The organism is Streptomyces sp. CMB-StM0423 (assembly GCF_002847285.1).
Lineage (GTDB): Bacteria > Actinomycetota > Actinomycetes > Streptomycetales > Streptomycetaceae > Streptomyces.
In genome coordinates this window covers 3,799,539-3,823,371 of record NZ_CP025407.1, presented here as the reverse complement: position 1 = coordinate 3,823,371, position 23,833 = coordinate 3,799,539, and the positions used below count along the sequence as shown (strand labels likewise).

The following is a 23,833-nucleotide window of genomic DNA, read 5'->3' as shown; positions in this document are numbered from 1 at the left end:
TATCCACAGGGTGTCGCCGCCGGGTTGCGGGCACGGGCCCCCGGTGGGGGAGGATGGGCGCCGAACCGTTCGAAGGGAACCCCACGTGAGCATCGACCCGTCCTCGATTCCGAACTTCGGGGGCCAGCAGCCCGAATCCCGCGGCAGCGGCGGCCCGCAGGGGCCCATCGTGCCCGACCAGGATCTGGTCAAGCAGCTCCTGGACCAGATGGAGCTGAAGTACGTCGTCGACGAGGAGGGGGACCTCGCGGCGCCGTGGGAGCAGTTCCGTACGTACTTCATGTTCCGCGGCGAGGACGAGCAGCAGCTCTACTCGGTGCGGACCTTCTACGACCGGCAGCACTCGCTGGACGACAAGCCGGAGCTGCTGGAGGCCATCGACGACTGGAACCGGCGCACGCTGTGGCCCAAGGTCTACACGCACACGCATGACGACGGCTCCGTCCGGCTCATCGGCGAGGCGCAGATGCTGATCGGCACGGGCGTGGCGCTGGAGCACTTCGTGTCGAGCACCGTGAGCTGGGTGCGGGCGTCGATCGAGTTCGACAAGTGGCTGGTGGAGACGCTGGGGCTGCAGCAGGAGCTGGACAGCGACGAGCCGGACGAGGGCGGCGAAGGCAAGGACGGTCCCGACGACGCGGGCGGCCCGGGGCCGAAGGAGGTCTGAGGGCGCGACGGGCGCGGTCGGGTCGAGTGTGGCGCTGCGGTCGGGCGTGGTCCGTCGGTCGGGCGCCCCGGTCGGGTCGTCCGGTCGGGCGCGGTGGTCAGGGTTCCGTCAGGGCGGTGCGCAGCGCCTCGTACGCGCGGGTGCCCGGCGTGACGGGTGCGTAGTGGCCCGTGCCGGGCAGCTCCAGCAACCGCGCGCCCACGGCGCGGGCGTAGCGGCGGGACAGTTCCACCGGTACGTCGGCGTCGGTCTCGCCGTGGAGCAGCACGACCGGCGCCGTCGGGGCCGGCATCCGCATCGGGTCCGTCTCGTCAAGCCGCTCCGCCACCCGCCCGGCGCCGCCGAGGAGCCCGGCGACGGCGCCGTCGCTGAGGCCCAGTTCGTGGGCGCGGGCCAGGTCCGCGACCGCGGCGACGCCGACGACGCGGGAGACGGCGGTCGGGCACCGCGAGGCGGCCCAGAGCGCGAGGTGGCCGCCCGCGGAGTGCCCGGCGAGCACCACGGGCCCGGCCCCGGGCAGCGCGGCGAGCGCGGGCGGCAGATCGTCGAACGTCGCGGGGAACCCCCCGCCGCCGTCGCCCTCCGCACCGCCCACGCGCCGGTACTCGATCAGCGCCACGCACCCGTTCAGGTCCTTCGCCAGCGCCGCCGCCAGCGGGGTCAGGTACGTGCGGTCGTAGCGCTCCCGCCAGAAGCCGCCGTGCAGCAGGGCCACGACCGGCCGGGCCGAGGCGTCCCCGTACAAGTCGACGACCTGCGAGGGGTGGTCGCCGTACGCCAGCGTGCGGGCGGGCGCGACCCGCTTCAGGGCGAACAGCGTGCGGGCCTCGTCGTCCAGCTCGTCAACGGCGGTCATCCAGCACCTCTCCCAGCACTCCGGCAGCGCGGTATATGTCCGAGAACGAGGTATACAGCGGCGTCACGCCGAAACGGAGCACATCCGGCGGCCGGAAGTCGCCGACCACCCCGCGCGCGATCAGCTCGCCCATCACCGCCTCCGCGTCCGCGCACCGCAGCGCGACCTGGCTGCCGCGCTCGGCGTGCGGCAGCGGAGTCAGCGGCGTGAGCGACGGCCCGCCCGGGAGGGCCGCGACGCACTCCAGGAAGAAGTCCGACAGCGCCAGGCTCTTCTCCCGCACCGCCTCGATCGCCACGCCGTCCCACACCCCCAGCGCCGCCTCCAGCGCCAGCATCGACAGGATGTCCGGCGTCCCGACGCGCCCGCGCACGGAGCCGTCCGCCGGCTGGTAGCCGGCGGACATGGCGAAGGGGTCGGCGTGGGAGTTCCAGCCGGGCAGCGGGGAGTCGAAGCGCGGCTGGAGGTCGCGCCGTACGTAGAGGTACGCGGGCGAACCCGGGCCGCCGTTGAGGAACTTGTACGTGCACCCCACCGCCAGGTCCACCCCGTGCTCGTCGAGCCCGACCGGCAGCGCGCCGGCGCTGTGGCACAGGTCCCACACGGCGAGCACGCCGACCGCGTGCAGCGCGGCGGTGGTGCCGGGCAGGTCGTGGAGCCGGCCGGTGCGGTAGTCGACGTGGTTGACGAGCGCGACGGCGGTCCGCGGTCCCGCGGTGGCGGCGATCTCGTGCGGCTCCACGGCCCGTAGCGCGCAGCCGGTCAGCCGGGCGGCGGACTCGGCGACGTAGCCGTCGGTGGGGAAGGTCGTCGCGTCGACCAGCACCTCGTTCCGGGCCGCCCCCGCGCCGGACTGCGCGATGCGCACCCCGGCGACGACGGCCTTGAGGACGTTGACGCTGGTGGAGTCGCCGACGACCACCTGCCCCCGCGCGGCGCCCAGCAGCGGCGCGATCCGGTCGCCGATCCGCTCGGGCGCGGTCCACCAGCCGGACTCCGTCCACGACCGGATCCGCAGCTCTCCCCACTCCCGCGCCACGACGTCCGCGACGCGGGCCGGGACGGCGGCGGGGAGGGCGCCGAGGGAGTTGCCGTCGAGGTAGACGACCGGCGGGCCGGCGGGCGGACCGCCGGAGGCCGTCGCGCCGGGCGGCGTCCCACCGGGCGCCGTCCCGTCGGACCGCACCGCGCCGGGCGGCTCCGCGTCGTCGAGCACGAACTCCGCCCGCTTCGCCCGCAGCGGGTCCGCCAGGTCCAGCTCCGCCGCCCGCTCCGCCAGCGCCGCGAACTCCGCCGCCGCCCCGCCGCCGGCCCGGGCCGTCCCCGGCCCGTACGCCTCAGACATGGCTCCGCGCCGTCCACAGCTCGGGGAACACCTGCTTCGCCGCGCGCTTCTCCAGCCACGACACCCCCGCAGAGCCGCCCGTGCCGACCTTCCCGCCCATCGCGCGGCGGGTGGCCACCAGGTGGTCGTTGCGCCAGCGCCCCACCAGCTCGGCGATGTCCGTCAGCACCTCGCCGAGCTTGATCGGACCGGAGTCCTGCGGGCCCGCGTAGACCGCCGCCCACGCGGCCTCGACCTCGGGGTTCGGCTCGTACCGCCGCGCCGGGTCGCGGTCCAGGACATCGGCGGAGAGGCGGTGGCCCTTGGCGTCGAGGTAGCGCAGCACCTCGTCGTAGAGGCTGGGCTCGCCGAGCTGCTTCTCCAGCTCGTCGTGCACCCGCGGGGCGCCGCGGTGCGGCACGAGCATCGACGCCGACTTCTCGCCGAGCAGGAACTCCATCCGCCGGTACATCGCCGACTGGAAGCCCGAACCCTCGCCGAGGGCGGCGCGGTAGGAGTTGAACTGCCGCGGCGTGAGCCGCGCCAGCGGCTCCCAGGAGGCGTTCAGCGATTGCAGCTCGTACGTGCTGCGCCGCAGCGCCGCCAGCGCCACCGGCAGGTCGTCCCGGCGCAGCGCCTCGGCGGCGGTCTCCCACTCGTGGACGATGACGGTGAACCACAGCTCCATGACCTGTGTGGTCACCAGGAAGACCAGCTCGCCGGGGTCGTCGGAGAGCGGGTGCTGCAGATGGGTGAGGACGTCCGCTTGGACGTAGTCCTCGTACGGAGTGGTGCCCCGGAAGTCGAGGTTCGGGGGCTGCTGCCCGTCGGGCTGGGCCCCGTCGGGGTGGTGCCCGCCGGGCTGGTGGGCCGGGGTCTGGTGACCGTCGGTCTCCGCGGGCAGGGGGTCGTGAGCACGGCTGTCCATGAGCTGTCTCCCACACAAGAGCCACCGGGTAGCGGTCCGCCCCTTCCTGCCGGCAGCAGGGCCCCGGTCCCCTCGGGTACGGCCGCATCCGGTGTGCCGTACCCACTTCGCATCATCCGCGGCACGGCGGCGGGAGGCAAGAGCAGCCGGCCCGGCGGAGCGGGCGCGGGCATGGCCCCGCGGCGGCCCCCCGGTCAGCTCCCGGCCGCTCTTCTCCCAGCCCTTCGCCCGCCCCTGACCAGCCCTCGGCCCGTCTTCAGGACAGGGTGGCCGCGGCGGTCGGCGAGCTGTCGCGCAGGAACGTGCTGCACCGCTCGTACTCCTCGGCCTCCCCGATGGCCTGCGCCGCGCGGGCGAGCGCGGCGAGGGCGCGGAGGAAGCCGCGGTTCGGCTCGTGCTCCCACGGCACCGGGCCCTGGCCCTTCCAGCCGCTGCGGCGGAGGGAGTCCAGGCCGCGGTGGTAGCCGGTGCGCGCGTACGCGTACGACTCGACGGCGCGGCCGGCCTCGAATGCCTCGTCCGCGAGCTGCGCCCAGGCCAGCGAGGACGCCGGGAACTTCGCCGCCACCTCGGACGGGGCGGCGCCGTTCGCGAGCAGGTCGCGCGGCCCCGGGTCCTCGGGCAGATAGGTGGGGGGTGGGCCGCCGAGGAGGTTCTCGTGAATCGCCATGGGTTCCAGCCTGCCATGGCCGCGGGCGGCGGTGACCGCCGCGGCGGGTACGGACGCACTTCTCAGCGAAACCTCACGCGTCGATCACCTCAAGGACACCCCCCGGCCGGGCCCGGCAGCCGGGGCGGTGTCCACGCGGGGCTACTTCAGCTTCGTGCCCGTCGAGCGCAGGTGGTCGCACGCGGTCCTGACGCGCTCGGCCATCGACGCCTCGGCGACCTTGCCCCAGGCACGCGGGTCGTACGCCTTCTTGTCGCCCACCTCGCCGTCGACCTTCAGCACGCCGTCGTAGTTCTGGAACATGTGCGCCGCGACGGGGCGGGTGAAGGCGTACTGCGTGTCCGTGTCGATGTTCATCTTGACCACGCCGTTCTCCAGGGCCGTGGCGATCTCCTCCTCGGAGGAGCCGGAGCCGCCGTGGAAGACGAAGTCGAACGGGCTCTGCTTGCCGTACTTCGCGCCGACGCCCTCCTGGAGGTCCTTCAGCAGCTCGGGACGGAGCACGACGTTGCCCGGCTTGTAGACCCCGTGCACGTTGCCGAAGGACGCCGCCAGCAGGTAGCGGCCCTGCTCGCCGAGGCCCAGCGCCTCGGCGGTGCGCAGCGCGTCGTCCACCGTCGTGTACAGCTCGTCGTTGATCTCGTGGGTGACGCCGTCCTCCTCGCCGCCGGTCGGGGTGATCTCGACCTCCAGGATGATCTTCGCGGCCGCGGCGCGGGGCAGCAGCTCCTGCGCGATCGACAGGTTGTCCGCAAGGGTCTCGGCGGAGCCGTCCCACATGTGCGACTGGAACAGCGGGTTCTCCCCGCGGGCGACGCGCTCCTCGGAGGCGGCGAGCAGCGGGCGCACGTACCCGTCGAGCTTGCCCTTGGGGCAGTGGTCGGTGTGCAGGGCGACGTTGACCGGGTACTTCGCGGCGACGATCGACGCGTACTCCGCGAGGGCGACGGCGCCCGTGACCATGTCCTTGCTGTACTGCCCGCCCAGGAACTCGGCGCCGCCTGTGGAGATCTGGACGATCCCGTCGCTCTCGGCCTCGGCGAAGCCGCGCAGCGCGGCGTGCAAAGTCTGCGACGAGGTGACGTTGATGGCCGGGTAGGCGAACTTGCCTGCCTTCGCCCGGTCCAGCATCTCGTTGTAGACCTCGGGGGTTGCGATGGGCATCTGTCCGCTCCTTGGAGACGTGCGGGTGTGTGCGGGTGTCTGCAGTGCGTGTACGAGTGCGACCGGCTCCGTTGCCGTGGCGCCCCTGGAGTGCCCCCATCCTCCCAGATGTCCGCCCGCGCTTCCCGGCCCTGTGGATAACCCCGCGCCGGTCCGTGGGAGCGCTCCGTTCGGCTCAGCCGAGGCCCAGGTCGGCGAGCCCGTAGGCGTACAGATACGGCACGCCGGCCGTGTCGCGCACGCGCTCGGCCGCGCCCGTGTCGCGGTCCACGATCGTCGCGACGGCGACCACCTCCGCCCCCGCCTCGCGCACCGCCTCCACGGCCGTCAGCGCCGAACCGCCCGTCGTCGACGTGTCCTCGACGACCAGCACCCGGCGGCCCGCGACGTCCGGGCCCTCGATGCGGCGCTGCATGCCGTGCGTCTTGCTCGCCTTCCGTACGACGAAGGCGTCCAGCGGGCGCGCGCGGTCGCCGGCGGCGGCGGAGGCGTGCAGCATGGCGTCGGCGATGGGGTCGGCGCCGAGGGTGAGGCCGCCGACCGCGTCGTACGCGAAGTCCTTGGCCAGATCGAGCATGACGCGGCCGACGAGCGGCGCGGCGGAGCCGTCCAGGGTGATGCGGCGCAGGTCCAGGTAGTAGTCGGCCTCGATGCCGGAGGAGAGGGTCACCTTGCCGTGCACGACGGCCTTGTCCTTGATCTGACCCAGCAGGTCGGCGTGTGCGTCGCTCATGGCGGTGAGCCTAACCGAGCGTGCGCCACGCCCAGGTGGTCGATACCTCCAGCGGATCGATGGGGGTGACGAGGCGCGGGTGGGTGTTGAGCCCGTTGGGCGGGCCGGACTGCGGCTCCACGCAGACGGCCGCGGGCTGCTCGTCGTAGACGACGACCCACTCCGCGCGGCTGGTGACGGTCAGCTCCAGCCGGCCGGGCCAGGTGAGCGTCACGTCGACGCCGTCGGGCATGCCGAAGCAGTCGTCCCACGGGCCGGGCTGCGGCTCGATGCGCTTGCCGGTGGGGAGGTGGTCCTCGCCGCGCTGTTCCTGCCAGGCGGCGGCGAAGTCGATGCGCACGCCGGGGTCGTTCCCGTCGCCGGAGAGATGGCGTACGAACCAGGGGTGCCAGCCGGCCTGCGCGGGGAAGGAGTCGCCGGTGGTCTCCACGGCGAGCGTGAGCGTCACCTTGTCCGGCTCCAGCTCGACCAGTTGGGTCACGCGTCCCGGGTACGGCCAGGGGTCGGCGAGGTCGTACGAGAAGGCCGCGGAGGCGTCGTCGGCGCGCACGGTGTGCCAGGCGGTGTTGCGGCCGGTGCCGTGGATGGCGTGCGGCGGGGCGTCGGCGGGGAGCCGGTGCTTGACGCCGCCGTTGCGGAACTCGCCCAGCTCCAGGCGGCCGCAGAAGGGGACCATGGGGAAGCAGCCGTAGCGATCGCCGGCCCGCAGCAACTCGGTCCCGGCCACGCGCAGGCTCGCGACCCGGCAGCCGTTGCGGGGATCCATCGTCAACTCGGCGTCACCGGCGGTGAGACGTGTGGGCACGCCCCGAGCCTAGACGAGGCCCGTGACACCCTGCCGCGAGGGACCCGAGGACGGCGGCGTGGCACGCCTGGCGGCGGGCAGCGGGCGTAGGGGGAGCGGCGGCGGGGCGCGAACCGGGGCGGGTGGCCGTAGGCGCGGGGCAGTGAGCGGTCGCGCGCGGCGAAGCCGGTGGGGATACGAGCGTGTCCGCTCGGGTGCCGCGCCCGCCGTGCCGTGGTGCTGCGCACACCCGGGCGCCGCGGCGCGGGCCGCGCGTACGGCAGGAACGCGCTGGACCCGGGCCGGCGCCCGGTCAACCCGGCCGGGCAGAGCCTGCCGCCCCCGCCGGAGGCGGTCAGTGGCGGCGGCGTAGGGCTCGGCTCAGGATTACTGCCGTGGCCACCGCCAGGGCCGCCGCCGGGGCCAGCCAGCGGAGGCCCGCCGCTTGTACGGGGGAGTCCGCGGCCGGGGTCGGGGCGTACCGGCCGCGCGGCGGGGCGTGGTCGACCTCCTCCGCGCTGCGGCCGATCATCGTGCGGCGGGCGTGCGCGGCCTCCGGCTCCTCCAGCAGGTCGTCGACCGGCTCGTCCCCGTCCTCCTCCTCGTCGGAGAGCGCGTCCAGCACGTCGTCGGCCAGCGGGTCGAGCGACGGCGGCGGCACCTCGGCGTCGAAGACCTTGCCCGTGCCGGGTGGCGTCTCGGCGGACTGCTCGGGGGCCGGGATCCCGGGGATGGCCCGCTCGTTGTCGTCGCCGAGCCCGACATCGGTGCCGTCGCCCGGCTGTACGGCGTCGTGGGGGTGCTCCGGCTCCCCGGCCTGCTCCCCGCCCGGCTCCGGGGACACCTCCGGCAGCGGCTCCGCCTCCAGGTCCGCCGCCAGGCTCTCCGCGAAGCGCTCCAGCAGCCGTACGCCCGCCGCCTGTGCCTGCGCCGCCTCGACTGCCGCCAGCCGTCCCGTGCTCGCCACCGTGCCCGTGCACAGCAGCGTGGCCGTCCCTTCCTCGGTCGCCTCCCGCGGCGTCAGGGTCAGCGACGCCGTCACCGACCCGCTGCCGCGCGACTCCTCGCCCTCGGCCTCCACGGCGACGGAGGGGCCGCCCGGCGTCAGCCGCAGCGTGCCGCGGTACGTGATGCTGGAGCCGGCGACGCGGAGCCGCAGCCGGCCGCGCAGTGTGCCCGGCTCCTCCGCCCCGTCCTCGTCGAGCGTCAGCCCGGGGACGCTGCGGGCGACCCGCTCGGCGTCGGACAGGGCACGGCGAACGGTTTCTGCGGGCTGCGGTACGTGCACCTCTCGCTCCATGGAGCGGAGCCTACCCACGGGGAACCTGCCCGGCACAGGGTTCTGCGGCGGGTGGGGGAACGGGTCACTCCACCGCCCCCGAAAGCCGCCGCACCCACCCCGACCAGCGGAAAGTCCACCCGACCCGACGCGGCACCGACCCCGCACGACCGCAACCCGCCCCGTTTTCACCGCTGATACCTCGGGTGCAGCAGCGTCGACGGCGCCAGGTCCGCCGCCTCCGGCGGCGCCGCCAGCGGGCCCGCGCCGGGGGCAGCGTCGGGGCGAGGGGGCGGCGGGCGGCGAGCACGAAGCCCCAGCGGTCGTCGCTGTCGCCCGCCTCGTACGCGCACGGGGCCAGCCCCGCGGCCCGTACGGTCGCCGCCACCGTCCACAGGCTGTGCGCGGCGTCCCCGGACCCCGGCCCGGCCACCGCCCCGGCCTCGGATCCGGTCCCGCTCCCGGTCCCGGTCCCGCTCCCGGAATCCGATCCGCTCCCGCTCCCGGAAGCGGACCCGGACCCAGGCCCCGCCCACGACGCCGCGTGCACCACCAGCCGACCCCCGTCCGCCAGCGCCCGCCCCGCCAGCCCGTAGGACTCCTGCGAATACAGCTTCGTGCTCCCCGTGTTCCGCGGCCCCGGCAGATCCGACACGATCACGTCGTACCGCCCCCGCGGCGCCGACCGCCGCAGCCAGTCGAACGCCTCCGCGTGCACCACCCGCAGCCGCGGGTCCCCGTACGCGTGCTCGTTGAGCCTCGTCAGCCGCGGGTCCTCGGCCGCCAGCCGGCTCAGCGCCGGGTCCCGCTCCACGATCGTCACCTCCGCGACGTCCGCGTGCCGCAGCGCCTCGCGGGCCGCGAGGCCGTCGCCGCCGCCGAGGACGAGGACCCGCCGCCGCGAGTCCGGCGCGGCCAGCGCGGGCCGCATCAGCGCCTCGTGGTAGCGCTGCTCGTCCGCGGAGTCCACGCGCAACTGCCCGTCGAGGTAGAGCGCCACGGCCCCGCCCTTGTCCGCCGTGAGGACGATCTCCTGGACGTCGGTCGTCTGCGCCACCCGCACCTCCGAGCCGTAGACCGCGTTTCTGGCCGCACGTTCGAAAGGGGCGGACAGGAGTGCGGCAAGCGCGAGGAGCGCCAGGACCGTCGCGTTCGCCGCGAACAGCGCCCAGCGTGCGCGCCGGCTCAGGTCGTGCCGGAAGAGATAGAGCACCAGCGCACACCCCGCCGTGGCGTTGACCGCCCCCGTGATGAGCGCGCTGGAGAGCTGCCCGAGCCACGGCAGCAGCACGAACGGGAAGGCCAGGCCGCCGGCCAGCGCGCCCACGTAGTCCGCCGCGAAGAGGTCGGCCACCGCGCCGCCCGGGTCCTGCCGCCGGACGCGCTGGATCAGCGTCATCAGCAGCGGCACCTCGGCGCCGATCAGCACGCCGATCGCCAGCGCGTACGCCACGAGCACGAACCGCGGCTGGCCGAACCACGCGAAGCACGCGTGCAGCGCCATCGCCGAGAGCCCGCCGAGCAGCGCGAGCACCGCCTCGACGCCGCCGAAGGCGACGGCCGCGCGGATCCGCAGCCGCTTGGCCAGCAGCGAGCCGACGCCCATCGCGAAGACCATGACGGACAGCACGACGGACGCCTGGGTGACGGAGTCGCCGATCAGGTACGACCCGAGGGCCACCAGCTCCAGCTCGTACACCAACCCGCAGGCCGCGCAGACGAAGACGGTGGCGAGCACGAGAAACCGCCCGGTGGCGGGCGGCACCGGGAGGGCGGGCGGCGGCGCGCCCGGCAGCGCGCGGGCGCGGCCGGGGGCGCGCGTCGTCTGCTCGTACGGTTCGATCACGGAGGAACGATACGTTTGCGCCGGTGCCGCCCCTTGTCACCCACACGTGTGCAATATGCCCTGGGCATAGGCGAATTGCCCCCTGTCCACAGCATGGGCGGCGCGCCCGGCGACCGTCCTAGACCGGCTCCGCGACCCGCGCGGCCATCGTCGTCCGCGTCGCCACCAGGCGTCCTTCCTGCGGATACGAGTGCCATGTGCGCCAGCCGACGACGTCACCCTGACGGTGCACCAGCAGCGCGGTGAACGCGTGCGGGCTGCCGGGGAACGTGCCGGCGAGCCCGCGCGGGTGGTCGGCGACCAGCGCCAGCAGCTCCTGGGCGCGGGACTCGAAGGCCCCCCGGGTCAGCGTCTCGACCCGGGCGGCGAACTCGTACTCCCACCCGGCGACCTGCTTGGCCACGCCGAGGGGGAGCGGTGTGCTGCTGCCCGGCAGACAGGCGACCGTCTCGGAACACGCCGAGTCGCCGTCTCTGAGCAGCACTTGATGCGAGGCACCGAGCAGTCTGAGCTGTACGTCGGCGGAGCCGAGGCGCAGGTCGAGCACCGCGAGGGCCGGCATGGGGTCCATCCCGAGCCGCCATGCGAGGTCCTGGGCCCGGGTATCCGTGTACGAGGTCTTGAGAGTGGTGAGCATGGGTCGGCTCCGCAGGCAGATGGAAAGACATCGCGCCGCCCGCCACATGGCGGGACCACGAATGCGGGCGCAGGCCGAGAAGCACGCGGGCACGCCCCGGCAGAAGGGGAATGCGCCCGGGAAATACGGAATCATGAAGTGCGGCCCGCCGACAGCGTTTTTACCCTTCTTCACCGGGTTTCCATCGCGCGGGCGCGCGACTGGTCAGTTGTTCACTTTCTGACAACTAACACCCGCCGCCGCCTCCGTCACCGCCGCCACCCCCGCCGCAGTCCCCGCCGCCCCCGTCCCCGCCCCAGAAGCCCGTGTCCGCCCCGCCACTGCTCCCGCCCGCGAAGCCCCGGCGGCCCGTGCCTGACGGCACGCCGCGGTAGGTGGTACGCCTGGAGAGGGTGACGGACAGTGCCACGACCAGCCCGATCGCGGCCACGCCGAAAATGATGAATCCCATCGGACCTTCCAATCTCCCCCGCCCCCGCGGAGGTCCGCTGTAACACCGGATGTGCCCCGCGCACGGCCTCCTCAACCCTCCGCCGTGCAAGCATGTCCCCATGGGACGCCCACCGCTGAGCAGCCGTCTGACGCCCTTCGTGACCACGATCTTCGCCGAGATGTCCGCCCTCGCCGTACGCACCGGGGCGATCAATCTGGGCCAGGGCTTCCCCGACACCGACGGCCCCGCGGAGGTCGCGGAGGCGGCCGTACGGGCCATCCGGGAGGGCCGCGGCAACCAGTACCCGCCCGGGCCCGGGATCCCCGAGCTGCGGCACGCCGTCGCGGAGCACCAGCGGCGGTGGTACGGGCTGGAGTGGGACCCCGAGTCGGAGGTCCTCGTCACCGCCGGGGCCACCGAGGCGGTCGCCGCGGCGCTGCTCGCGCTGCTGGAGCCGGGCAACGAGGTGATCGCCCTGGAGCCGTACTACGACTCGTACGCCGCCGGCATCGCCATGGCCGGCGCCCGCCGCGTCCCCGTCACCCTGCGCCCCGACACGGGCGCCGGCGCAGGCGCCCCCGCGTACCGGCTCGACCTCGACGAGCTGCGCGCCGCCGTCACCCCCGCCACCCGCCTCATCCTCCTCAACTCCCCCCACAACCCCACCGGCACCGTCCTCGACCGCACCGAGCTGGAGGCCGTCGCCGCCCTCGCCCGCGAGCGCGACCTCCTCGTCGTCACCGACGAGGTCTACGAGCACCTCGTGTTCGACGGCGCGCACATCCCGCTCGCCGCCCTCCCCGGTATGCGCGAGCGCACGGTGTCCATCTCGTCGGCCGGCAAGAGCTACTCCTTCACCGGCTGGAAGGTCGGCTGGGTCACCGCCCCCGCGCCGCTGGTCGCCGCCGTGCGCACCGCCAAGCAGTACCTGACGTACGTCAGCGCCGGCCCCTTCCAGTACGCCGTCGCCGAGGCGCTGGCGCTGCCGGACGCCTACCTCACCGGCCTCCGCGCCGACCTGCTGCGCAAGCGCGACCTCCTCGCCGCCGGGCTCACGGAGGCGGGACTGCGCGTCTTCCGCCCGGCCGGCACGTACTTCATCACCGCCGACATCACCCCCCTCGGCGAGAAGGACGGCGTCGCGTACTGCATGTCGCTGCCCGAGCGCTGCGGGGTCGTCGCGGTGCCGACGCAGGTGTTCTACGACGACCCGGACGCCGGGCGCTGCATCGTGCGGTTCGCCTTCTGCAAGAAGGACGAGGTGCTGACGGAGGCCGTGCGGCGGCTGAAGGAGGGCCGTTCGGCGTAAGCCGGGAGGCCGAGGGGCCGGCGCGCCCGGAGCATGGTGTGCGGAGCATGGTCGGCAGAGGAGGCGCAGCCATGGAGATCGTCGCGTACGGCGTGCAGGCCGACGAGCTGCCGGTGATCGAGCCCGCCTTCGCGGCGGCGTTCGGCGGCGAGCACACCCTGCGCTGCCTCGACCTGTTCCTCAACCGCGACACCGTGCCCACCGCCGCCGGCTACGAGATCGTCCTCACCGGCGCCAACGACGAGCTGGACGGCACCGCCCTGCACCGCCTCGCCGCGGGCGGCACCCGGTTCCTCGCCCAGCGCTCCACCGGCTACAACAACATCGACCTCCACGCCGCCCGGGACGCCGGCCTGGCCGTCGCCCGCGTCTCGCACTACTCCCCGTACTCCGTCGCGGAGTTCGCCTGGGCCCTGGCCCTCGCCGTCAACCGCCGCCTCGTCCGCGCCGCCACCCGCTCCCGCGAGTTCGACTTCCGCCTCGACGGGCTCATGGGCCGCGACTTCCACGGCCGTACCGCCGGCATCCTCGGAACCGGGAAGATCGGCGAGGTCTTCGCCCGCATCGCGCACGGCTTCGGTATGCGGCTGCTCGGCAGCGACGTCGTGGAGAACCCGGACTGCCTGGCGCTGGGCATGGAGTACGTCGGCACGGACCGGCTGTTCGCCGAGTCCGACCTGATCAGCCTGCACGCGCCGCTGCTGCCCGAGACGCACCACACGGTGGACGCGGCGGCGCTGGCGGCCATGAAGGACGACGCGATCCTCGTCAACTCCAGCCGCGGCGGCCTCGTCGACACCGACGCCCTGATCGAGACGCTGCGCGCCGGGCGTCTTGGCGGCGTGGGCCTGGACGTGTACGAGGAGGAGGCCGGGCTGTTCCACCACGACCGGTCGATGGAGGTGATGACGGACGACCGGCTGGCCCGCCTGATGACCTTCGGCAACGTCCTGGTCACCTCGCACCAGGCGTACTTCACCGCCGACGCGGTCGGCCAGATCACCGAGGCGACGCTCGCCAACGTACGGGACTGGCTGGCCGGCCGTACGGGCGAGAACTTCCTGCTCCCGCCCGCCGGTTCCGGCTGATCAGACTTTCTCGTACACCGAGACGTGCGACCGGCTCGCCGCGTCACGGGGCGGGAGTCAAGCAGCGCGGGCGGGTGCGGGGCGAGCGAATTAACGCGGGGGCGCGGGCCGTACGGACCGGGGTGCACGGTCGTACGCGCGCGGGCTTCCGGTCGTACGTGCGTGGGCCTGCGGGCCGTACGCGGGCGCGCCTGCGGGTCGTACGGCGCACGCGTCGGGGCGGGCGCCCCGCCTTCCGGCCGGACGCCCGCCCCCGTACCGCTACTTCGTCTCCAGATCCCGCCGCCGGAAGCCCAGCAGGCCCAGCCACACCAGCCCCACGGCGATCGCCGTCAGCACCAGCAGCGGCGGCCAGGACATGTCCTGCGCCGGGAGCTGCGGGATGTGCCCGAAGGGGGACAGGTCGCCCAGGATGTCCGGGAACTTGAGGATCTCGCCGAGGTAGTCGACGACGAACCCGTACACCGGGACCACCCAGGCGGCCGCCACGGCCCGCGGGAACCACCCGAAGAGGGCGACCGCCAGGCCGATCGTGACCCACAGGGCCGGGGCGAAGGCCAGGGCCGCGCCGACGAGCTTGAGGAAGAGCCCGCCGTCGCCGGTGGAGGCCGCGCCCGAGGCGCCGAAGCCGATGCCGGCGAGCAGGATCAGCGCCGTGCCGCCGGCCGCGCCGACGAACGTGTGGCTGAGCACCCACCGGTCGCGCGACAGCGCGGTGGCGAGCAGCGGCTCGGCGCGGCCCGCGGACTCCTCCGCGCGCGGGCGCAGGGCGGCCATCACGACGTAGATCGAGCAGACGACCGCGAGCACGATCATCACCACCGAGGCGAACGACTCCGCCACGTTGGCGCCGCCGACCTCGGCGAGCTGCTCCTCCAGCTCGTCGATGCCGTCGATCATCTCCTCGGCGTCGCCGAGGATCGACCCGTACATCACGCCGAGCAGCAGCGCGCCCGCGCCGAAGCCGGCGAGCAGGCCGCGGTGCAGCCGGAGCGCGAAGCCGAGCGGGGTGGTGAGCCCTTCCGAGCCGACGGGGCTGCCCAGGCGGGCGGCCCGCAGGCCCGCGCCGACGTCGCGGCGGGTGCTGAGGAAGAAGCCGGCCGCCGCGCAGACCACGGCCGCGGCGAGCACGAGCAGCAGCGGCCACCAGCGGTTGTCGACGAAGACGTAGGTGCGCTGGACCCAGCCGATCGGCGAGAGCCACGACACCCAGTCGTTGCCGACGTCGCCTGCGGCGCGCAGCGCGTACGCCGCGCCGATGACGGCCATCGCCATGCCGGACGCCCCGCGCGCGTACGCGGTGACCTGCACGGTGATCGCGGCGACGGCGGCGAAGAAGATGCCGACGGCCGTGTGCGCGAGGCCGTAGAGCAGCGCGCCCTTGCCGTCGACGCCGTCGACGCCCATGCCGGACAGGCCGGCTGCCAGCAGCAGCCCGAGCGCCACGTTGGCGACGACGGCGACGCCGAGCGCGGCGGCGAGGTAGGAGTGCCGGCCGACGACCCCGGAGCGCACCAGCTCGGCGCGGTTGGTCTCCTCCTCGGTCCTGGTGTGCCGGGAGATGATGAGCACGCTCATGATGCCGACGAGCACGGCCGTGAAGCCGAGCATCTGGTGGCCGGTCATCGAGCCGATGTTGTAGTCGTCGAGGTAGTGCCGCGGGCCGGTCATGGCCAGGCCGGCGGGGCTGTCCATGGTCTCGGCGATGTCTGCGCGCTTCTTGGCCGTGTTGTACGACGTGTCGAAGCTGCTGACGCTGGAGGCGGTGCCGAGGAACAGCGCGAGCACCCACACGGGCAGCCGTACGCGGTCCCGGCGCAGGGCGAACCGGAAGAGCGTCCCGGTGCCGGCGAGCGCACCGCCGCCGTCGGCGGCGCGCGGGGGCGCGAGCGGCCGGGACGTCGTGGCGCCGGGGGCGCCCATGCCCTCGGTGTCGTTGGTGGCGGAGGGGGTGGCAGACATCAGGCCGCTCCCGCCTCCGAGTGGTGGCCGTTGTGCTCCAGCTCGTCGCCGTAGTGGCGGAGCATCAGCTCCTCCAGGGTGGGGGGATGGCTCACCAGACTGCGGATGCCGAACTCGCCGAGCCGCCGCACGGCGGCGTCGAGGTGCTCGCCGTCGACGGCGAAGTGCACCCGGCTGTCGTCGGTACGGAGCTGGTGGATGCCGGGCAGTTGGTCGATGCCGGTGGCGGGCCGCTCGGTCTCGGCCTCAATGGTCGTACGGGTCAGGTGGCGCATCTCGCTGAGCGTGCCCGATTGCACGATCTTCCCCAGCCGGATGATGCTCACCTTGTCCGCAAGCTTCTCCACCTGCGCGAGGATGTGGCTGGACAGCAGGACGGTCTTGCCATCGGCCTTCGCCTGGGTGATGACGTCCTGGAAGACGACCTCCATGAGCGGGTCGAGACCCGCGGTGGGCTCGTCGAGCAGGAGCAGCTCGGCGTCGGAGGCGAGGGCGGCGACGATGGCCACCTTCTGCCGGTTCCCCTTGGAGTAGCTCCGGCCCTTCTTGGTCGGGTCGAGGTCGAAGCGCTCGATGAGGTCGTCGCGACGCTGCTTGTCGATGCCGCCGCGGAGCCGTGCGAGCAGGTCGATGGCCTCACCGCCGGTGAGGTTGGGCCACAGCTCGACGTCCCCCGGCACATAGGCCAGTCGGCGGTGGAGCGTGACGGCATCGGCCCACGGGTCGCCGCCGAGCACTTGGGCGGTGCCCGTGTCGGCGCGCAGCAGGCCGAGCAGCACGCGGATGGTGGTGGACTTGCCCGCGCCGTTGGGGCCGAGGAAGCCGTGCACCTCGCCCGTCTCCACGTCGAGGTCGAGGCCGTCGAGCGCACGGGTCCGGCCGAACGTCTTGGTCAGGCCGGAGACGGTGATTGCCTTGGTCATAGCATGTAAGCTACACGAACGTTCACAAATTTGTGAAGTTAAGGAAGCGTTAGGGTCGACCCTGACGGGGCTTGACGGGGAGAACGCAGAAAAGTGGCAGATCAGCAGCGTGACGAGCGCGGTGGGCGCGAAGAGCGCGGCGACGGCGCGGAGCGCAGAGAAGGCGCGGTCCGCGACAGCGAGGCCGTGGCGAGATACGTGGAGCGGGTGGCCGGCGAGCTGACCGAGATGGGCATGCAGCGCATGGCCTCCCGGGTCTTCGCGTGCCTCCTGGCGGACGACGCGGGCGCCCTCACCGCCGCGGAGGTGAGCGAGCGGCTGCACGTGAGCCCGGCGGCGGTCTCGGGCGCGGTGCGCTATCTCGGGCTGGTCGGCTTCATCAGCCGGGAACGCGAGCCGGGCTCGCGGCGCGAGCGGTACCGGATCGAGAGCGACCGCTGGTACCAGCTCTTCGCCCAGCGGGAGCAGATCATCCGGCGCTTCGAGCACACCCTGGACTCGGGCGTCGGCATCCTCGGCCCGGACACCCCGGCGGGCCGGCGGATCGAGGAGACGACGGAGTTCTTCGCGTTCCTGCGGGAGGAGAACGGCCGCCTGGAACAGCGCTGGTGGGACTACGTCAAACGGCGCCAGGAGGCGACGGCGGCGGAGTGAACGCCCCGCTCAGTCGTCGGCGGCGCAGCGCTCCAGCGAAACCCCGGTAGCGGCACCGGCATCCTCCCCCACGGCCAGCCACTCCCCGAAGGCGGCACCACCCCCGAACAGCGTCGCGGCGACCACGAGCCCGGTCACCACCTCGACCCGCCGCCCCCGCGCACCGCGATACCGGACGGGCACCCCGGGCGGCGGATCGAACTCACTCATACCCCGACCCTGCCCCGCCCCGCGTCCCCCCGCCTCCCCGGCGAAGCAACCGGGTCCACCGCCGCCCCCGGCCGGGTCAGCGGACGACGGACTGGATCTCCTTGACGGTGACGTCCTGCGGCGTACCGAACGTCCCCGCGGGGAGTTCGGCGGGGTCGGGATTGTTGGTCCCGGTCCAACTGACCTCCCAGGTGACGGTGGCCTGGAAGGGGTACGGCCCGGTGGCCTCGGAGGAGCGCAGATACTCCACCCCGCACGGAGGCGGCCCCTCCGCCCCGGCCGGCCGCTCCTGGCCGATGCCGCCGTCACCGAGCGGACACTCGCCCGACTCCGGGTAGGTGACCGCGTCGCCGGTCCCGGGATCGATGTGGACCCGGACGGGCCGGGCGGTGGTGGTGGCGGAGATGTCGAGCACCTCGACGGAGGCGGTCGCGGACACCGGGTGGAACGTCGCTTCGTCCAGCGAGACCCAGGTGGGCAGGTTCACGACCTGGTTGTCGTCGGCGGGCTGGAGGGTCGCGGTGCCCTCGGGAATCCGGATCTCCTCGTAGGCGAGCTGAGCCAGGAGTTCGGGCGTGATGGTGTTCTCGATATCAGCGGGGGGCTCGTCCCCGGTGTCGACCCAGAACGGCATTTCATTGCAAGCCCCTGCCGTGGGGTCGCTCAGGCGGTCAGGGTCTCTGTACGCGCCCCACCAGTAGCCCTTGTCGTTCTTCTTGACATTGAAGGCTCCGTGGTCGCCGTCGATGTACTTGTCCTTCATGGATTCCGCATTGTCCGCGTCGTGCTGCGGACTCAGATCCACCATTCCGTCGAGACGGCTCTGCGCGGCCTCCTCGGCGGTCCACTTCGGTGCGTACCAGCATGCAGGAGGCGACCAGTCCCCGATCGGGGTCAATGGGCCCGAGCCGCCAGCCTCGGCACTCCCACCGGTTGTGGTGACCTCCACGCCGGCGGCCGCAGAGATTTGGCCGTCCACGGTGCCTCCGCCTTCTTCGACCGAAGAAATCCCACCGTGTTCAGTTCTTTCGGCGTGGGCCTGCCCTGGTAACAGCAAGGCTGGCGCCGCTAAACAAACGGCCAGGAGGGCGCTGCGCCTCATGGCTGGCACTGATTCGCCCCCCTTTCGGACAGAGCGTTGATGGTCTTCCACACGCCCTCCTTGTTCTTCTCAAGGCGCGTGTTGTAGAGAACGTAGGCATTCTTGGTGGCCGCCGAACGATCAACCTCACCGGTCTTGCCGTCCTTTACGAAGGCATTGCTCTCGTCAATGCAGTAGATCACCGCGGCGGAGCCATCCTCGTTGAGCGTCACCTTGCGATCGAAGTATCGCGCTGTGCCGACCCACGTGTCGCCTTCTTGCACCCAGCCTTCGATGTACTCGACCGTGGGGCCGAATGCGACTCCGTCGGTGTAGAAGCGCACCGCGTCGGTGCTCTCCTCTCCGCTGAGGATGGCATCGTCGACCGCGTTGACCCACGCCTCGTTGTCCGCGAGGACGGCGTCCTTCTCCGGGTCGCCGGTCTCGGTGTCCTCGAAGACGTTTTTCGCGTCGGCCGGCAGTTTGATCTCCGGCCGGCCCGGAGTTTCCGCCTCTGCCGGTGACTCGGAAGCCGACGACGACGGCTTCGATGCATCGATCTTGTCGTCGCTCCCACCGTCGTCACTACCTCCGCAGGCCGTGAGCAGCAGCAGCGTCGCGATCGCCAGTGCACCGGCCGACGTCTTCACGCGAGGTCCGGCACCCGTGCGTCTCCCGCCGCGGGTGACAGAGTCGGTACCGGTAACGGCCGCGGTCGCGGCGGGCAAGGGGCGGCGGGTCACGATCAACTCCGAGTGATGACGGGAAACTCCGTGTGACGACGCTATCGAAGATCCTCATCACTCCACCACCCCGGATTCCGCGCCGCAATTGCCTCTTGAGGCGCTGGACGGCCGACAGGCCGCGCCCGTTCACGGCATCGGGGCCGTGATGAGGCGCCAGGCGTTGGGGTGGGCGGTCCAGGTGCGCTGCTTTACCGGGGGACTGAGGAGGGCGTCGGCGCGGTAGCGGAAGTCGCTGCCCCAGACTCGTACGCTACGGGCCTCCGCGTGCAGCGGGTCGCCCGTGCCGCGGGGGCGGATCACCACCTGGGCCAGGCCGCTCGTCGGGTCCGTGACCACCCGTACCTGCGCCGCCGGGCCGTCCAGGTCCGCCAGCAGCACGCCGTCCGCCTCCACGCGGAGGCGGAAGTCCGCGTCCGGGGGCGCCGTCTCCGCCGGGCCGCCGCCGGCCCCGCCGGCCGCGCCGGCACCGTCCGCCCCGTCCTCCGGCGTCGGTGGCCAGCCCTCCGCGCCGCCCGACTCCCAGCCGCCCGTCGCGTCCTCCGCGCCCCACTCCGCCACCACCGGCGGCGTACCCGGCTCGCGGACCGTTCCGTTCCGCTGGCCCACCGCCCTCGCTGCCAGCGCCCGCAGGCCCGCCGCCGGGGTCCACCGGCGGCCCACCGCGCTCGCTCCAGAACCCACCCGCTGCGTCAGGCCCGCCAGGCCGCCGGCCGGAGCAGCGGCGGCCGGGGTGGTGGCCGGTGCGCTTGCGCCTTCCGGTGTCCGGTGGTCCCCCTCCGACCGCCCCGCACCCGCCGCCGGCAGGCGCAGCGCGTCCAGCACCACCCCGCCACCGTCGTCCACCAGCAGCCCCAGCCGGCGTTCCTCGCCGTCCAGCACCGTCCGGGCCGCGGTCACCGTGCCCGTGGGGACGCCCAGCGTCGCCGCCAGCGTTCTCGCCGTGCCCACCGGGACCAGCGCCAGCGGCGCGTCCGCCAGCGTCTCCTGGCGGCGCAGTTCGGTCACCACCCGCAGGAACGCCCGGTCGTCACCGATGACCACCGGCCGGCGGGCCCCCCGGCGGGCCAGGGCGCGCGCGAGTTCCGGCGCGGTCTCCGGCAGGCAGATCTTCGTGGCCGCCGCCGCGGAGAGCACGTCCCTCGCGATCCGTACGGCTTCCCCGTCCGCCCGCCGTGCAGCGGGGTCGATGAGCACGAGCAGTGAGCGCCCGGTGGGGTCTGGAGCCGACACCACGGTCCTTCCTCAGGTAATCTCTCGGTGCAAGAGCCCCTGTCGCACTTGTGCCAGGGGCTTCGTCTATCCGGGGCCCGGTCCGATCCCCGGTGCACGGCGCACCGCACGTTGGACATGCCCCGCCCGGAAGGGGTGTACGCCTGTGCCCGCACTTGTGCTGCTCGGTGCTCAGTGGGGTGACGAAGGCAAGGGGAAGGCCACCGATCTGCTCGGCGGCTCGGTGGACTACGTGGTGCGCTTCCAGGGCGGGAACAACGCCGGGCACACGGTGGTGGTCGGCGATCAGAAGTACGCGCTGCACCTGCTGCCGTCGGGCATCCTGTCGCCGAGCTGCACGCCGGTGATCGGCAACGGCGTGGTCGTCGACCCCGAGGTGCTGCTCGGCGAGCTGAGCGCGCTGCAGCAGCGCGGCGTGGACACGTCCAAGCTGCTCCTCAGCGGCAACGCGCACCTCATCACGGCGTACCACACCGACCTCGACAAGGTGACGGAACGGTTCCTCGGCAAGCGGAAGATCGGCACCACGGGCCGCGGCATCGGCCCGGCCTACGCCGACAAGATCAACCGCGTCGGGATCCGGGTGCAGGACGTCTTCGACGAGTCGATCCTGCGGCAGAAGGTCGACGCGGCGCTGGACCAGAAGAACCAGGTCCTCGCCAAGCTCTACAACCGCCGCGCCATCCGCCCCGACGCCGTCGTCGAGCAGCTCCTCGGCTACGCGGAGCAGTTGCGCCCGTATGTCGCCGACACCACCCTCGTGCTCAACGAGGCCATCGACGCCGGGAAGGTCGTCCTCTTCGAGGGCGGGCAGGGCACGCTCCTCGACGTCGACCACGGCACGTACCCCTTCGTCACCTCGTCCAACCCGACCGCGGGGGGCGCCTGCACGGGAGCCGGCGTCGGCCCCACTCGGATCAGCCGGGTCATCGGCATCCTCAAGGCGTACACAACGCGCGTCGGTGCCGGACCGTTCCCGACCGAGCTGTTCGACGAGGACGGGGACCGGCTGCGCACCATCGGCGGCGAGCGCGGCGTGACCACCGGCCGGGACCGGCGCTGCGGCTGGTTCGACGCGGTGATCGCCCGCTACGCGACCCGTGTCAACGGCCTGACGGACTTCTTCCTCACCAAGCTCGACGTGCTCACCGGCTGGGAGCGCATCCCCGTCTGCGTCGCGTACGACATCGACGGCCGCCGGGTCACGGAACTGCCGTACAGCCAGACCGACTTCCACCATGCCACGCCCGTGTACGAGATGCTGCCCGGCTGGTCCGAGGACATCTCGAAGGCTACGTCCTTCGAGGAGCTGCCGAAGAATGCGCAGGGCTACGTCAAGGCGCTGGAGGAGATGTCGGGCGCCCCCGTGTCGGCGATCGGCGTCGGCCCCGGGCGGGACGAGACGATCCAGATCAACTCGTTCCTCTGAGCCTGCCGCTAAGTCAGTCAGCCGTCAGACCGTTCCCTTGAGGCGCTGGTCCTGCAGCGTCGTCAGTTGCTGCACGGCAAGCAGCGCCATGATGCTCGTCACGATCAGCACGAACGAGGACAGCAGGTCGAGCAGCACGATCTGGATCGCCGAGTCGATCGAGCTGCCGACCTCCCAGTCCTCCGCCGTGACCAGGGCGAGCACCATGGTGGCGACCCAGGTGGCCCACCAGAAGTTCAGGACGCCCTTCCCGTACGACACGGGCCGCGGCCCGTAGCCGACGGGCGGGCGCGCGTGCTGCGGGAAGGGGCTGGATATCCGGAAGATGTCGTTCGCGATCTGCAGGGGGAACCAGAACTGGGCGACGGGGATGAACCAGGAGCCGACGGACAGCCCGGTGGAGTAGCGCACCTGGCCGGGGGCGAACGCCTCCGCGTTCGTGCGCAGCCGGTAGAACCAGACCGACCACAGCACGGCGCACACCGTGAAGAGGAGGACGTTGCCGGCGGTGAAGTTCTCCATCCGGTCGAGGTCCTCGGCCATGTACCAGGTGTCGGCGCCGTCCTCGCCCAGCAGCACCAGGAGGTTGATCTCCTGGATGACCTGGAGGCAGACGAACGCCGCGTAGATGCCCAGCAGCACCTGGAGCGCCGTGGCGATCGGCCGCACCGCGCGCGGCCGCAGCGGCAGCGGCGGGTGCGGGGTCTGCCAGCCGGTCTGGCCGTAGGGCGGCGGCGGGGTGCGGTAGGGCGGCGGGTGCGCGGTGGGTGCGGTGCCGTACGCGGCGGGGCGGTGCTGCTGCGGCGGGGTGTGCGGCTGGGCGTGGGGCGGGGTGCCGTACGGCTGGTGGTGCTGGGGCTGCATGCCGGTGTGCCCGTACGGGCCGGGGGTGGCGCCGGTGAGCGGCGGCCCGTACGCGGGGGCAGCGCCGGCTGCCCCGGCTGTCCCCGTCATCCCGCCCGTCGCCTGCGGCGTCTCCGCGTCCAGCAGCTCCACCGCCCGCCGCGCCAGCAGCTCCAGCAGCGCCCCCGGCAGCCACGGCTTGAGCTGCGCCGCCTCCTCCGTCAGCGCCACCAGCTCCGCGACCTGCGGCCGCGCGCCCGGCTCCTTGGCGAGACAGCGCTCGATCACCGTGCGCAACTCGCCCTCGATGCCCGACAGTTCCGGCTCCTCCGCGGCGATCCGGAACATCAGCGCGTGCGCGCCGCTGTTCTCCGTGCCGAACGGCATCCGCCCGGTCGCCGCGAACGCCAGCACCGTACCGAGGCAGAACACGTCGCTCGCCGCCGTGACCCGCTCGCCGCGCACCTGCTCGGGCGACATGAAGCCGGGCGAGCCGATGACCGCGCCGGTCCGGGTGAGCCCGTCGCCCGCGGCGGTGACCGAGTCCAGCGCGCGGGCGATGCCGAAGTCGATGACGCGCGGCCCGTCGATGGTGACGAGGATGTTGGACGGCTTGAGGTCGCGGTGGACGAGCCCGGCGGCGTGGATCGCCTGCAACGCGCGCGCCAGCCCGCCCGCGAGCGCGCGCACGGAGGCGTCGGGCAGCGGGCCGTGGTCCTTGGCGACGACCTCGTGCAGCGAGGGTCCCGCGACGTAACCGGTGGCAACCCAGGGGGTCGCGGCGTGCGTGTCGGCGTCGAGCACGGGCGCGGTCCACTCGCCGCCGACCCGGCGCGCGGCGATGATCTCCTGCGTGAAGCGCCGCCGGAACTCCGGCTCGCGCGCCAGCTCGGCCTTGACCAGCTTCACCGCGGCGGTCCTGCCGCGCTCGGAGCGGGCGAGGTAGACGCGTCCCATGCCGCCCTCGCCGAGCCGTCCCAGCAGTTGGTACGAGCCGACGCGGCGTGGATCGTCCGGTCCGAGGCTGTCCATGCTGC

22 protein-coding genes and 1 pseudogene are annotated in these 23,833 nt (G+C 73.2%); 5 read left to right on the top strand and 18 right to left on the bottom strand.

Going from position 1 to position 23,833, the window contains the following annotated elements; translation table 11 throughout:
- Nucleotides 1-85 precede the first annotated feature (85 nt).
- Entirely contained in the window at nucleotides 86-667 is a 582-nt protein-coding gene (locus tag CXR04_RS16475) for a YbjN domain-containing protein (protein ID WP_101423131.1), read from the top strand.
- Between the two features lie 97 nt (nucleotides 668-764).
- On the opposite strand, the gene CXR04_RS16470 is transcribed toward CXR04_RS16475, so the two are convergent.
- From CXR04_RS16470 to CXR04_RS16420, 11 genes and pseudogenes are all read right to left on the bottom strand, one after another.
- Nucleotides 765-1,523 (bottom strand): alpha/beta hydrolase family protein, encoded by a 759-nt coding sequence (locus CXR04_RS16470; protein WP_101423129.1) that lies wholly within the window; start codon nucleotides 1,521-1,523, stop codon nucleotides 765-767.
- A complete protein-coding gene (gene kynU, locus CXR04_RS16465) occupies nucleotides 1,510-2,868 on the bottom strand; it encodes a kynureninase (protein WP_101423127.1) in 1,359 nt (452 codons plus the stop codon). Before kynU ends, CXR04_RS16470 begins: the two co-directional genes overlap by 14 nt.
- Nucleotides 2,861-3,775, bottom strand: a complete 915-nt coding sequence (locus tag CXR04_RS16460) for a tryptophan 2,3-dioxygenase family protein (protein ID WP_101423125.1) — start codon at nucleotides 3,773-3,775, stop codon at nucleotides 2,861-2,863. Before CXR04_RS16460 ends, kynU begins: the two co-directional genes overlap by 8 nt.
- Nucleotides 3,776-4,031: 256 nt before the next feature.
- Nucleotides 4,032-4,445 carry a DUF3151 domain-containing protein gene (locus CXR04_RS16455; protein WP_101423123.1) on the bottom strand — a complete coding sequence of 138 codons (414 nt, stop codon included), beginning with the start codon at nucleotides 4,443-4,445 and terminating at the stop codon, nucleotides 4,032-4,034.
- Between the two features lie 141 nt (nucleotides 4,446-4,586).
- Nucleotides 4,587-5,609 (bottom strand): class II fructose-bisphosphate aldolase, encoded by a 1,023-nt coding sequence (fbaA, locus tag CXR04_RS16450; RefSeq protein WP_101423121.1) that lies wholly within the window; start codon nucleotides 5,607-5,609, stop codon nucleotides 4,587-4,589.
- Between the two features lie 175 nt (nucleotides 5,610-5,784).
- Entirely contained in the window at nucleotides 5,785-6,342 is a 558-nt protein-coding gene (gene pyrE / locus CXR04_RS16445; RefSeq protein ID WP_101423119.1) for an orotate phosphoribosyltransferase, read from the bottom strand.
- Nucleotides 6,343-6,352: 10 nt separating this feature from the next.
- Nucleotides 6,353-7,108, bottom strand: a complete 756-nt coding sequence (locus CXR04_RS16440) for an aldose epimerase family protein (RefSeq protein WP_101423117.1) — start codon at nucleotides 7,106-7,108, stop codon at nucleotides 6,353-6,355.
- Nucleotides 7,109-7,481: 373 nt separating this feature from the next.
- Nucleotides 7,482-8,426 carry an SRPBCC family protein gene (locus tag CXR04_RS16435; protein WP_234380264.1) on the bottom strand — a complete coding sequence of 315 codons (945 nt, stop codon included), beginning with the start codon at nucleotides 8,424-8,426 and terminating at the stop codon, nucleotides 7,482-7,484.
- A gap of 167 nt (nucleotides 8,427-8,593) precedes the next feature.
- Nucleotides 8,594-10,251: pseudogene (locus tag CXR04_RS16430) on the bottom strand (polyamine aminopropyltransferase).
- 118 nt (nucleotides 10,252-10,369) lie between these two features.
- Entirely contained in the window at nucleotides 10,370-10,888 is a 519-nt protein-coding gene (locus tag CXR04_RS16425; protein ID WP_101423114.1) for a DUF2617 family protein, read from the bottom strand.
- Between the two features lie 226 nt (nucleotides 10,889-11,114).
- Nucleotides 11,115-11,339 carry a hypothetical protein gene (locus CXR04_RS16420; RefSeq protein WP_101423113.1) on the bottom strand — a complete coding sequence of 75 codons (225 nt, stop codon included), beginning with the start codon at nucleotides 11,337-11,339 and terminating at the stop codon, nucleotides 11,115-11,117.
- A 100-nt stretch (nucleotides 11,340-11,439) separates the two neighbouring features.
- Between CXR04_RS16420 and CXR04_RS16415 the strand changes: the two genes are divergently transcribed.
- Together CXR04_RS16415 and CXR04_RS16410 are read left to right on the top strand one after the other, a co-directional pair.
- Nucleotides 11,440-12,630 (top strand): pyridoxal phosphate-dependent aminotransferase, encoded by a 1,191-nt coding sequence (locus tag CXR04_RS16415; protein ID WP_101423112.1) that lies wholly within the window; start codon nucleotides 11,440-11,442, stop codon nucleotides 12,628-12,630.
- Between the two features lie 71 nt (nucleotides 12,631-12,701).
- Entirely contained in the window at nucleotides 12,702-13,718 is a 1,017-nt protein-coding gene (locus CXR04_RS16410) for a 2-hydroxyacid dehydrogenase (protein ID WP_101423111.1), read from the top strand.
- Nucleotides 13,719-13,979: 261 nt separating this feature from the next.
- Here CXR04_RS16410 and CXR04_RS16405 read toward each other — a convergent pair whose 3' ends face one another.
- Both CXR04_RS16405 and CXR04_RS16400 read right to left on the bottom strand, forming a co-directional pair.
- Complete coding sequence (locus CXR04_RS16405; RefSeq protein ID WP_101423110.1) at nucleotides 13,980-15,680, bottom strand: ABC transporter permease; 1,701 nt, start codon at nucleotides 15,678-15,680, stop codon at nucleotides 13,980-13,982.
- Nucleotides 15,680-16,603, bottom strand: coding sequence for an ABC transporter ATP-binding protein (locus tag CXR04_RS16400; RefSeq protein WP_101423109.1), 924 nt, complete (start codon nucleotides 16,601-16,603; stop codon nucleotides 15,680-15,682). The genes CXR04_RS16405 and CXR04_RS16400 overlap by 1 nt, the downstream gene beginning before the upstream one ends.
- A gap of 93 nt (nucleotides 16,604-16,696) precedes the next feature.
- On the opposite strand from CXR04_RS16400, the gene CXR04_RS16395 reads away from it, so the two are divergent.
- Entirely contained in the window at nucleotides 16,697-17,257 is a 561-nt protein-coding gene (locus CXR04_RS16395) for a GbsR/MarR family transcriptional regulator (RefSeq protein WP_101423108.1), read from the top strand.
- A 9-nt stretch (nucleotides 17,258-17,266) separates the two neighbouring features.
- On the opposite strand, the gene CXR04_RS16390 is transcribed toward CXR04_RS16395, so the two are convergent.
- From CXR04_RS16390 to CXR04_RS16375, 4 genes are all read right to left on the bottom strand, one after another.
- Nucleotides 17,267-17,467 (bottom strand): hypothetical protein, encoded by a 201-nt coding sequence (locus tag CXR04_RS16390; RefSeq protein ID WP_101423106.1) that lies wholly within the window; start codon nucleotides 17,465-17,467, stop codon nucleotides 17,267-17,269.
- Nucleotides 17,468-17,543: 76 nt separating this feature from the next.
- Nucleotides 17,544-18,230 (bottom strand): hypothetical protein, encoded by a 687-nt coding sequence (locus tag CXR04_RS16385; RefSeq protein WP_234380263.1) that lies wholly within the window; start codon nucleotides 18,228-18,230, stop codon nucleotides 17,544-17,546.
- Nucleotides 18,231-18,565: 335 nt separating this feature from the next.
- Nucleotides 18,566-19,198 (bottom strand): hypothetical protein, encoded by a 633-nt coding sequence (locus tag CXR04_RS16380; protein WP_234380262.1) that lies wholly within the window; start codon nucleotides 19,196-19,198, stop codon nucleotides 18,566-18,568.
- 222 nt (nucleotides 19,199-19,420) lie between these two features.
- Nucleotides 19,421-20,524 carry a diacylglycerol kinase family protein gene (locus tag CXR04_RS16375; RefSeq protein ID WP_101423102.1) on the bottom strand — a complete coding sequence of 368 codons (1,104 nt, stop codon included), beginning with the start codon at nucleotides 20,522-20,524 and terminating at the stop codon, nucleotides 19,421-19,423.
- Nucleotides 20,525-20,669: 145 nt separating this feature from the next.
- On the opposite strand from CXR04_RS16375, the gene CXR04_RS16370 reads away from it, so the two are divergent.
- Nucleotides 20,670-21,953, top strand: coding sequence for an adenylosuccinate synthase (locus tag CXR04_RS16370; protein ID WP_101423100.1), 1,284 nt, complete (start codon nucleotides 20,670-20,672; stop codon nucleotides 21,951-21,953).
- Between the two features lie 24 nt (nucleotides 21,954-21,977).
- Here CXR04_RS16370 and CXR04_RS16365 read toward each other — a convergent pair whose 3' ends face one another.
- Nucleotides 21,978-23,828 (bottom strand): protein kinase domain-containing protein, encoded by a 1,851-nt coding sequence (locus CXR04_RS16365; RefSeq protein ID WP_101423097.1) that lies wholly within the window; start codon nucleotides 23,826-23,828, stop codon nucleotides 21,978-21,980.
- Between the last annotated feature and the right edge of the window lie 5 nt (nucleotides 23,829-23,833).

Excerpts from the sequence above, each read along its gene's own strand:
- CXR04_RS16470 (WP_101423129.1), bottom strand. The coding sequence starts at position 1,523 with ATGACCGCCGTTGACGAGCTGGACGACGAGGCCCGCACGCTGTTCGCC.
- kynU (WP_101423127.1), bottom strand. The coding sequence starts at position 2,868 with ATGTCTGAGGCGTACGGGCCGGGGACGGCCCGGGCCGGCGGCGGGGCG.
- CXR04_RS16460 (WP_101423125.1), bottom strand. The coding sequence starts at position 3,775 with ATGGACAGCCGTGCTCACGACCCCCTGCCCGCGGAGACCGACGGTCAC.
- CXR04_RS16455 (WP_101423123.1), bottom strand. The coding sequence starts at position 4,445 with ATGGCGATTCACGAGAACCTCCTCGGCGGCCCACCCCCCACCTATCTG.
- fbaA (WP_101423121.1), bottom strand. The coding sequence starts at position 5,609 with ATGCCCATCGCAACCCCCGAGGTCTACAACGAGATGCTGGACCGGGCG.
- pyrE (WP_101423119.1), bottom strand. The coding sequence starts at position 6,342 with ATGAGCGACGCACACGCCGACCTGCTGGGTCAGATCAAGGACAAGGCC.
- CXR04_RS16440 (WP_101423117.1), bottom strand. The coding sequence starts at position 7,108 with ATGGATCCCCGCAACGGCTGCCGGGTCGCGAGCCTGCGCGTGGCCGGG.
- CXR04_RS16435 (WP_234380264.1), bottom strand. The coding sequence starts at position 8,426 with ATGGAGCGAGAGGTGCACGTACCGCAGCCCGCAGAAACCGTTCGCCGT.
- CXR04_RS16425 (WP_101423114.1), bottom strand. The coding sequence starts at position 10,888 with ATGCTCACCACTCTCAAGACCTCGTACACGGATACCCGGGCCCAGGAC.
- CXR04_RS16420 (WP_101423113.1), bottom strand. The coding sequence starts at position 11,339 with ATGGGATTCATCATTTTCGGCGTGGCCGCGATCGGGCTGGTCGTGGCA.
- CXR04_RS16415 (WP_101423112.1), top strand. The coding sequence starts at position 11,440 with ATGGGACGCCCACCGCTGAGCAGCCGTCTGACGCCCTTCGTGACCACG.
- CXR04_RS16410 (WP_101423111.1), top strand. The coding sequence starts at position 12,702 with ATGGAGATCGTCGCGTACGGCGTGCAGGCCGACGAGCTGCCGGTGATC.
- CXR04_RS16405 (WP_101423110.1), bottom strand. The coding sequence starts at position 15,680 with ATGTCTGCCACCCCCTCCGCCACCAACGACACCGAGGGCATGGGCGCC.
- CXR04_RS16400 (WP_101423109.1), bottom strand. The coding sequence starts at position 16,603 with ATGACCAAGGCAATCACCGTCTCCGGCCTGACCAAGACGTTCGGCCGG.
- CXR04_RS16390 (WP_101423106.1), bottom strand. The coding sequence starts at position 17,467 with ATGAGTGAGTTCGATCCGCCGCCCGGGGTGCCCGTCCGGTATCGCGGT.
- CXR04_RS16385 (WP_234380263.1), bottom strand. The coding sequence starts at position 18,230 with ATGAAGGACAAGTACATCGACGGCGACCACGGAGCCTTCAATGTCAAG.
- CXR04_RS16365 (WP_101423097.1), bottom strand. The coding sequence starts at position 23,828 with ATGGACAGCCTCGGACCGGACGATCCACGCCGCGTCGGCTCGTACCAA.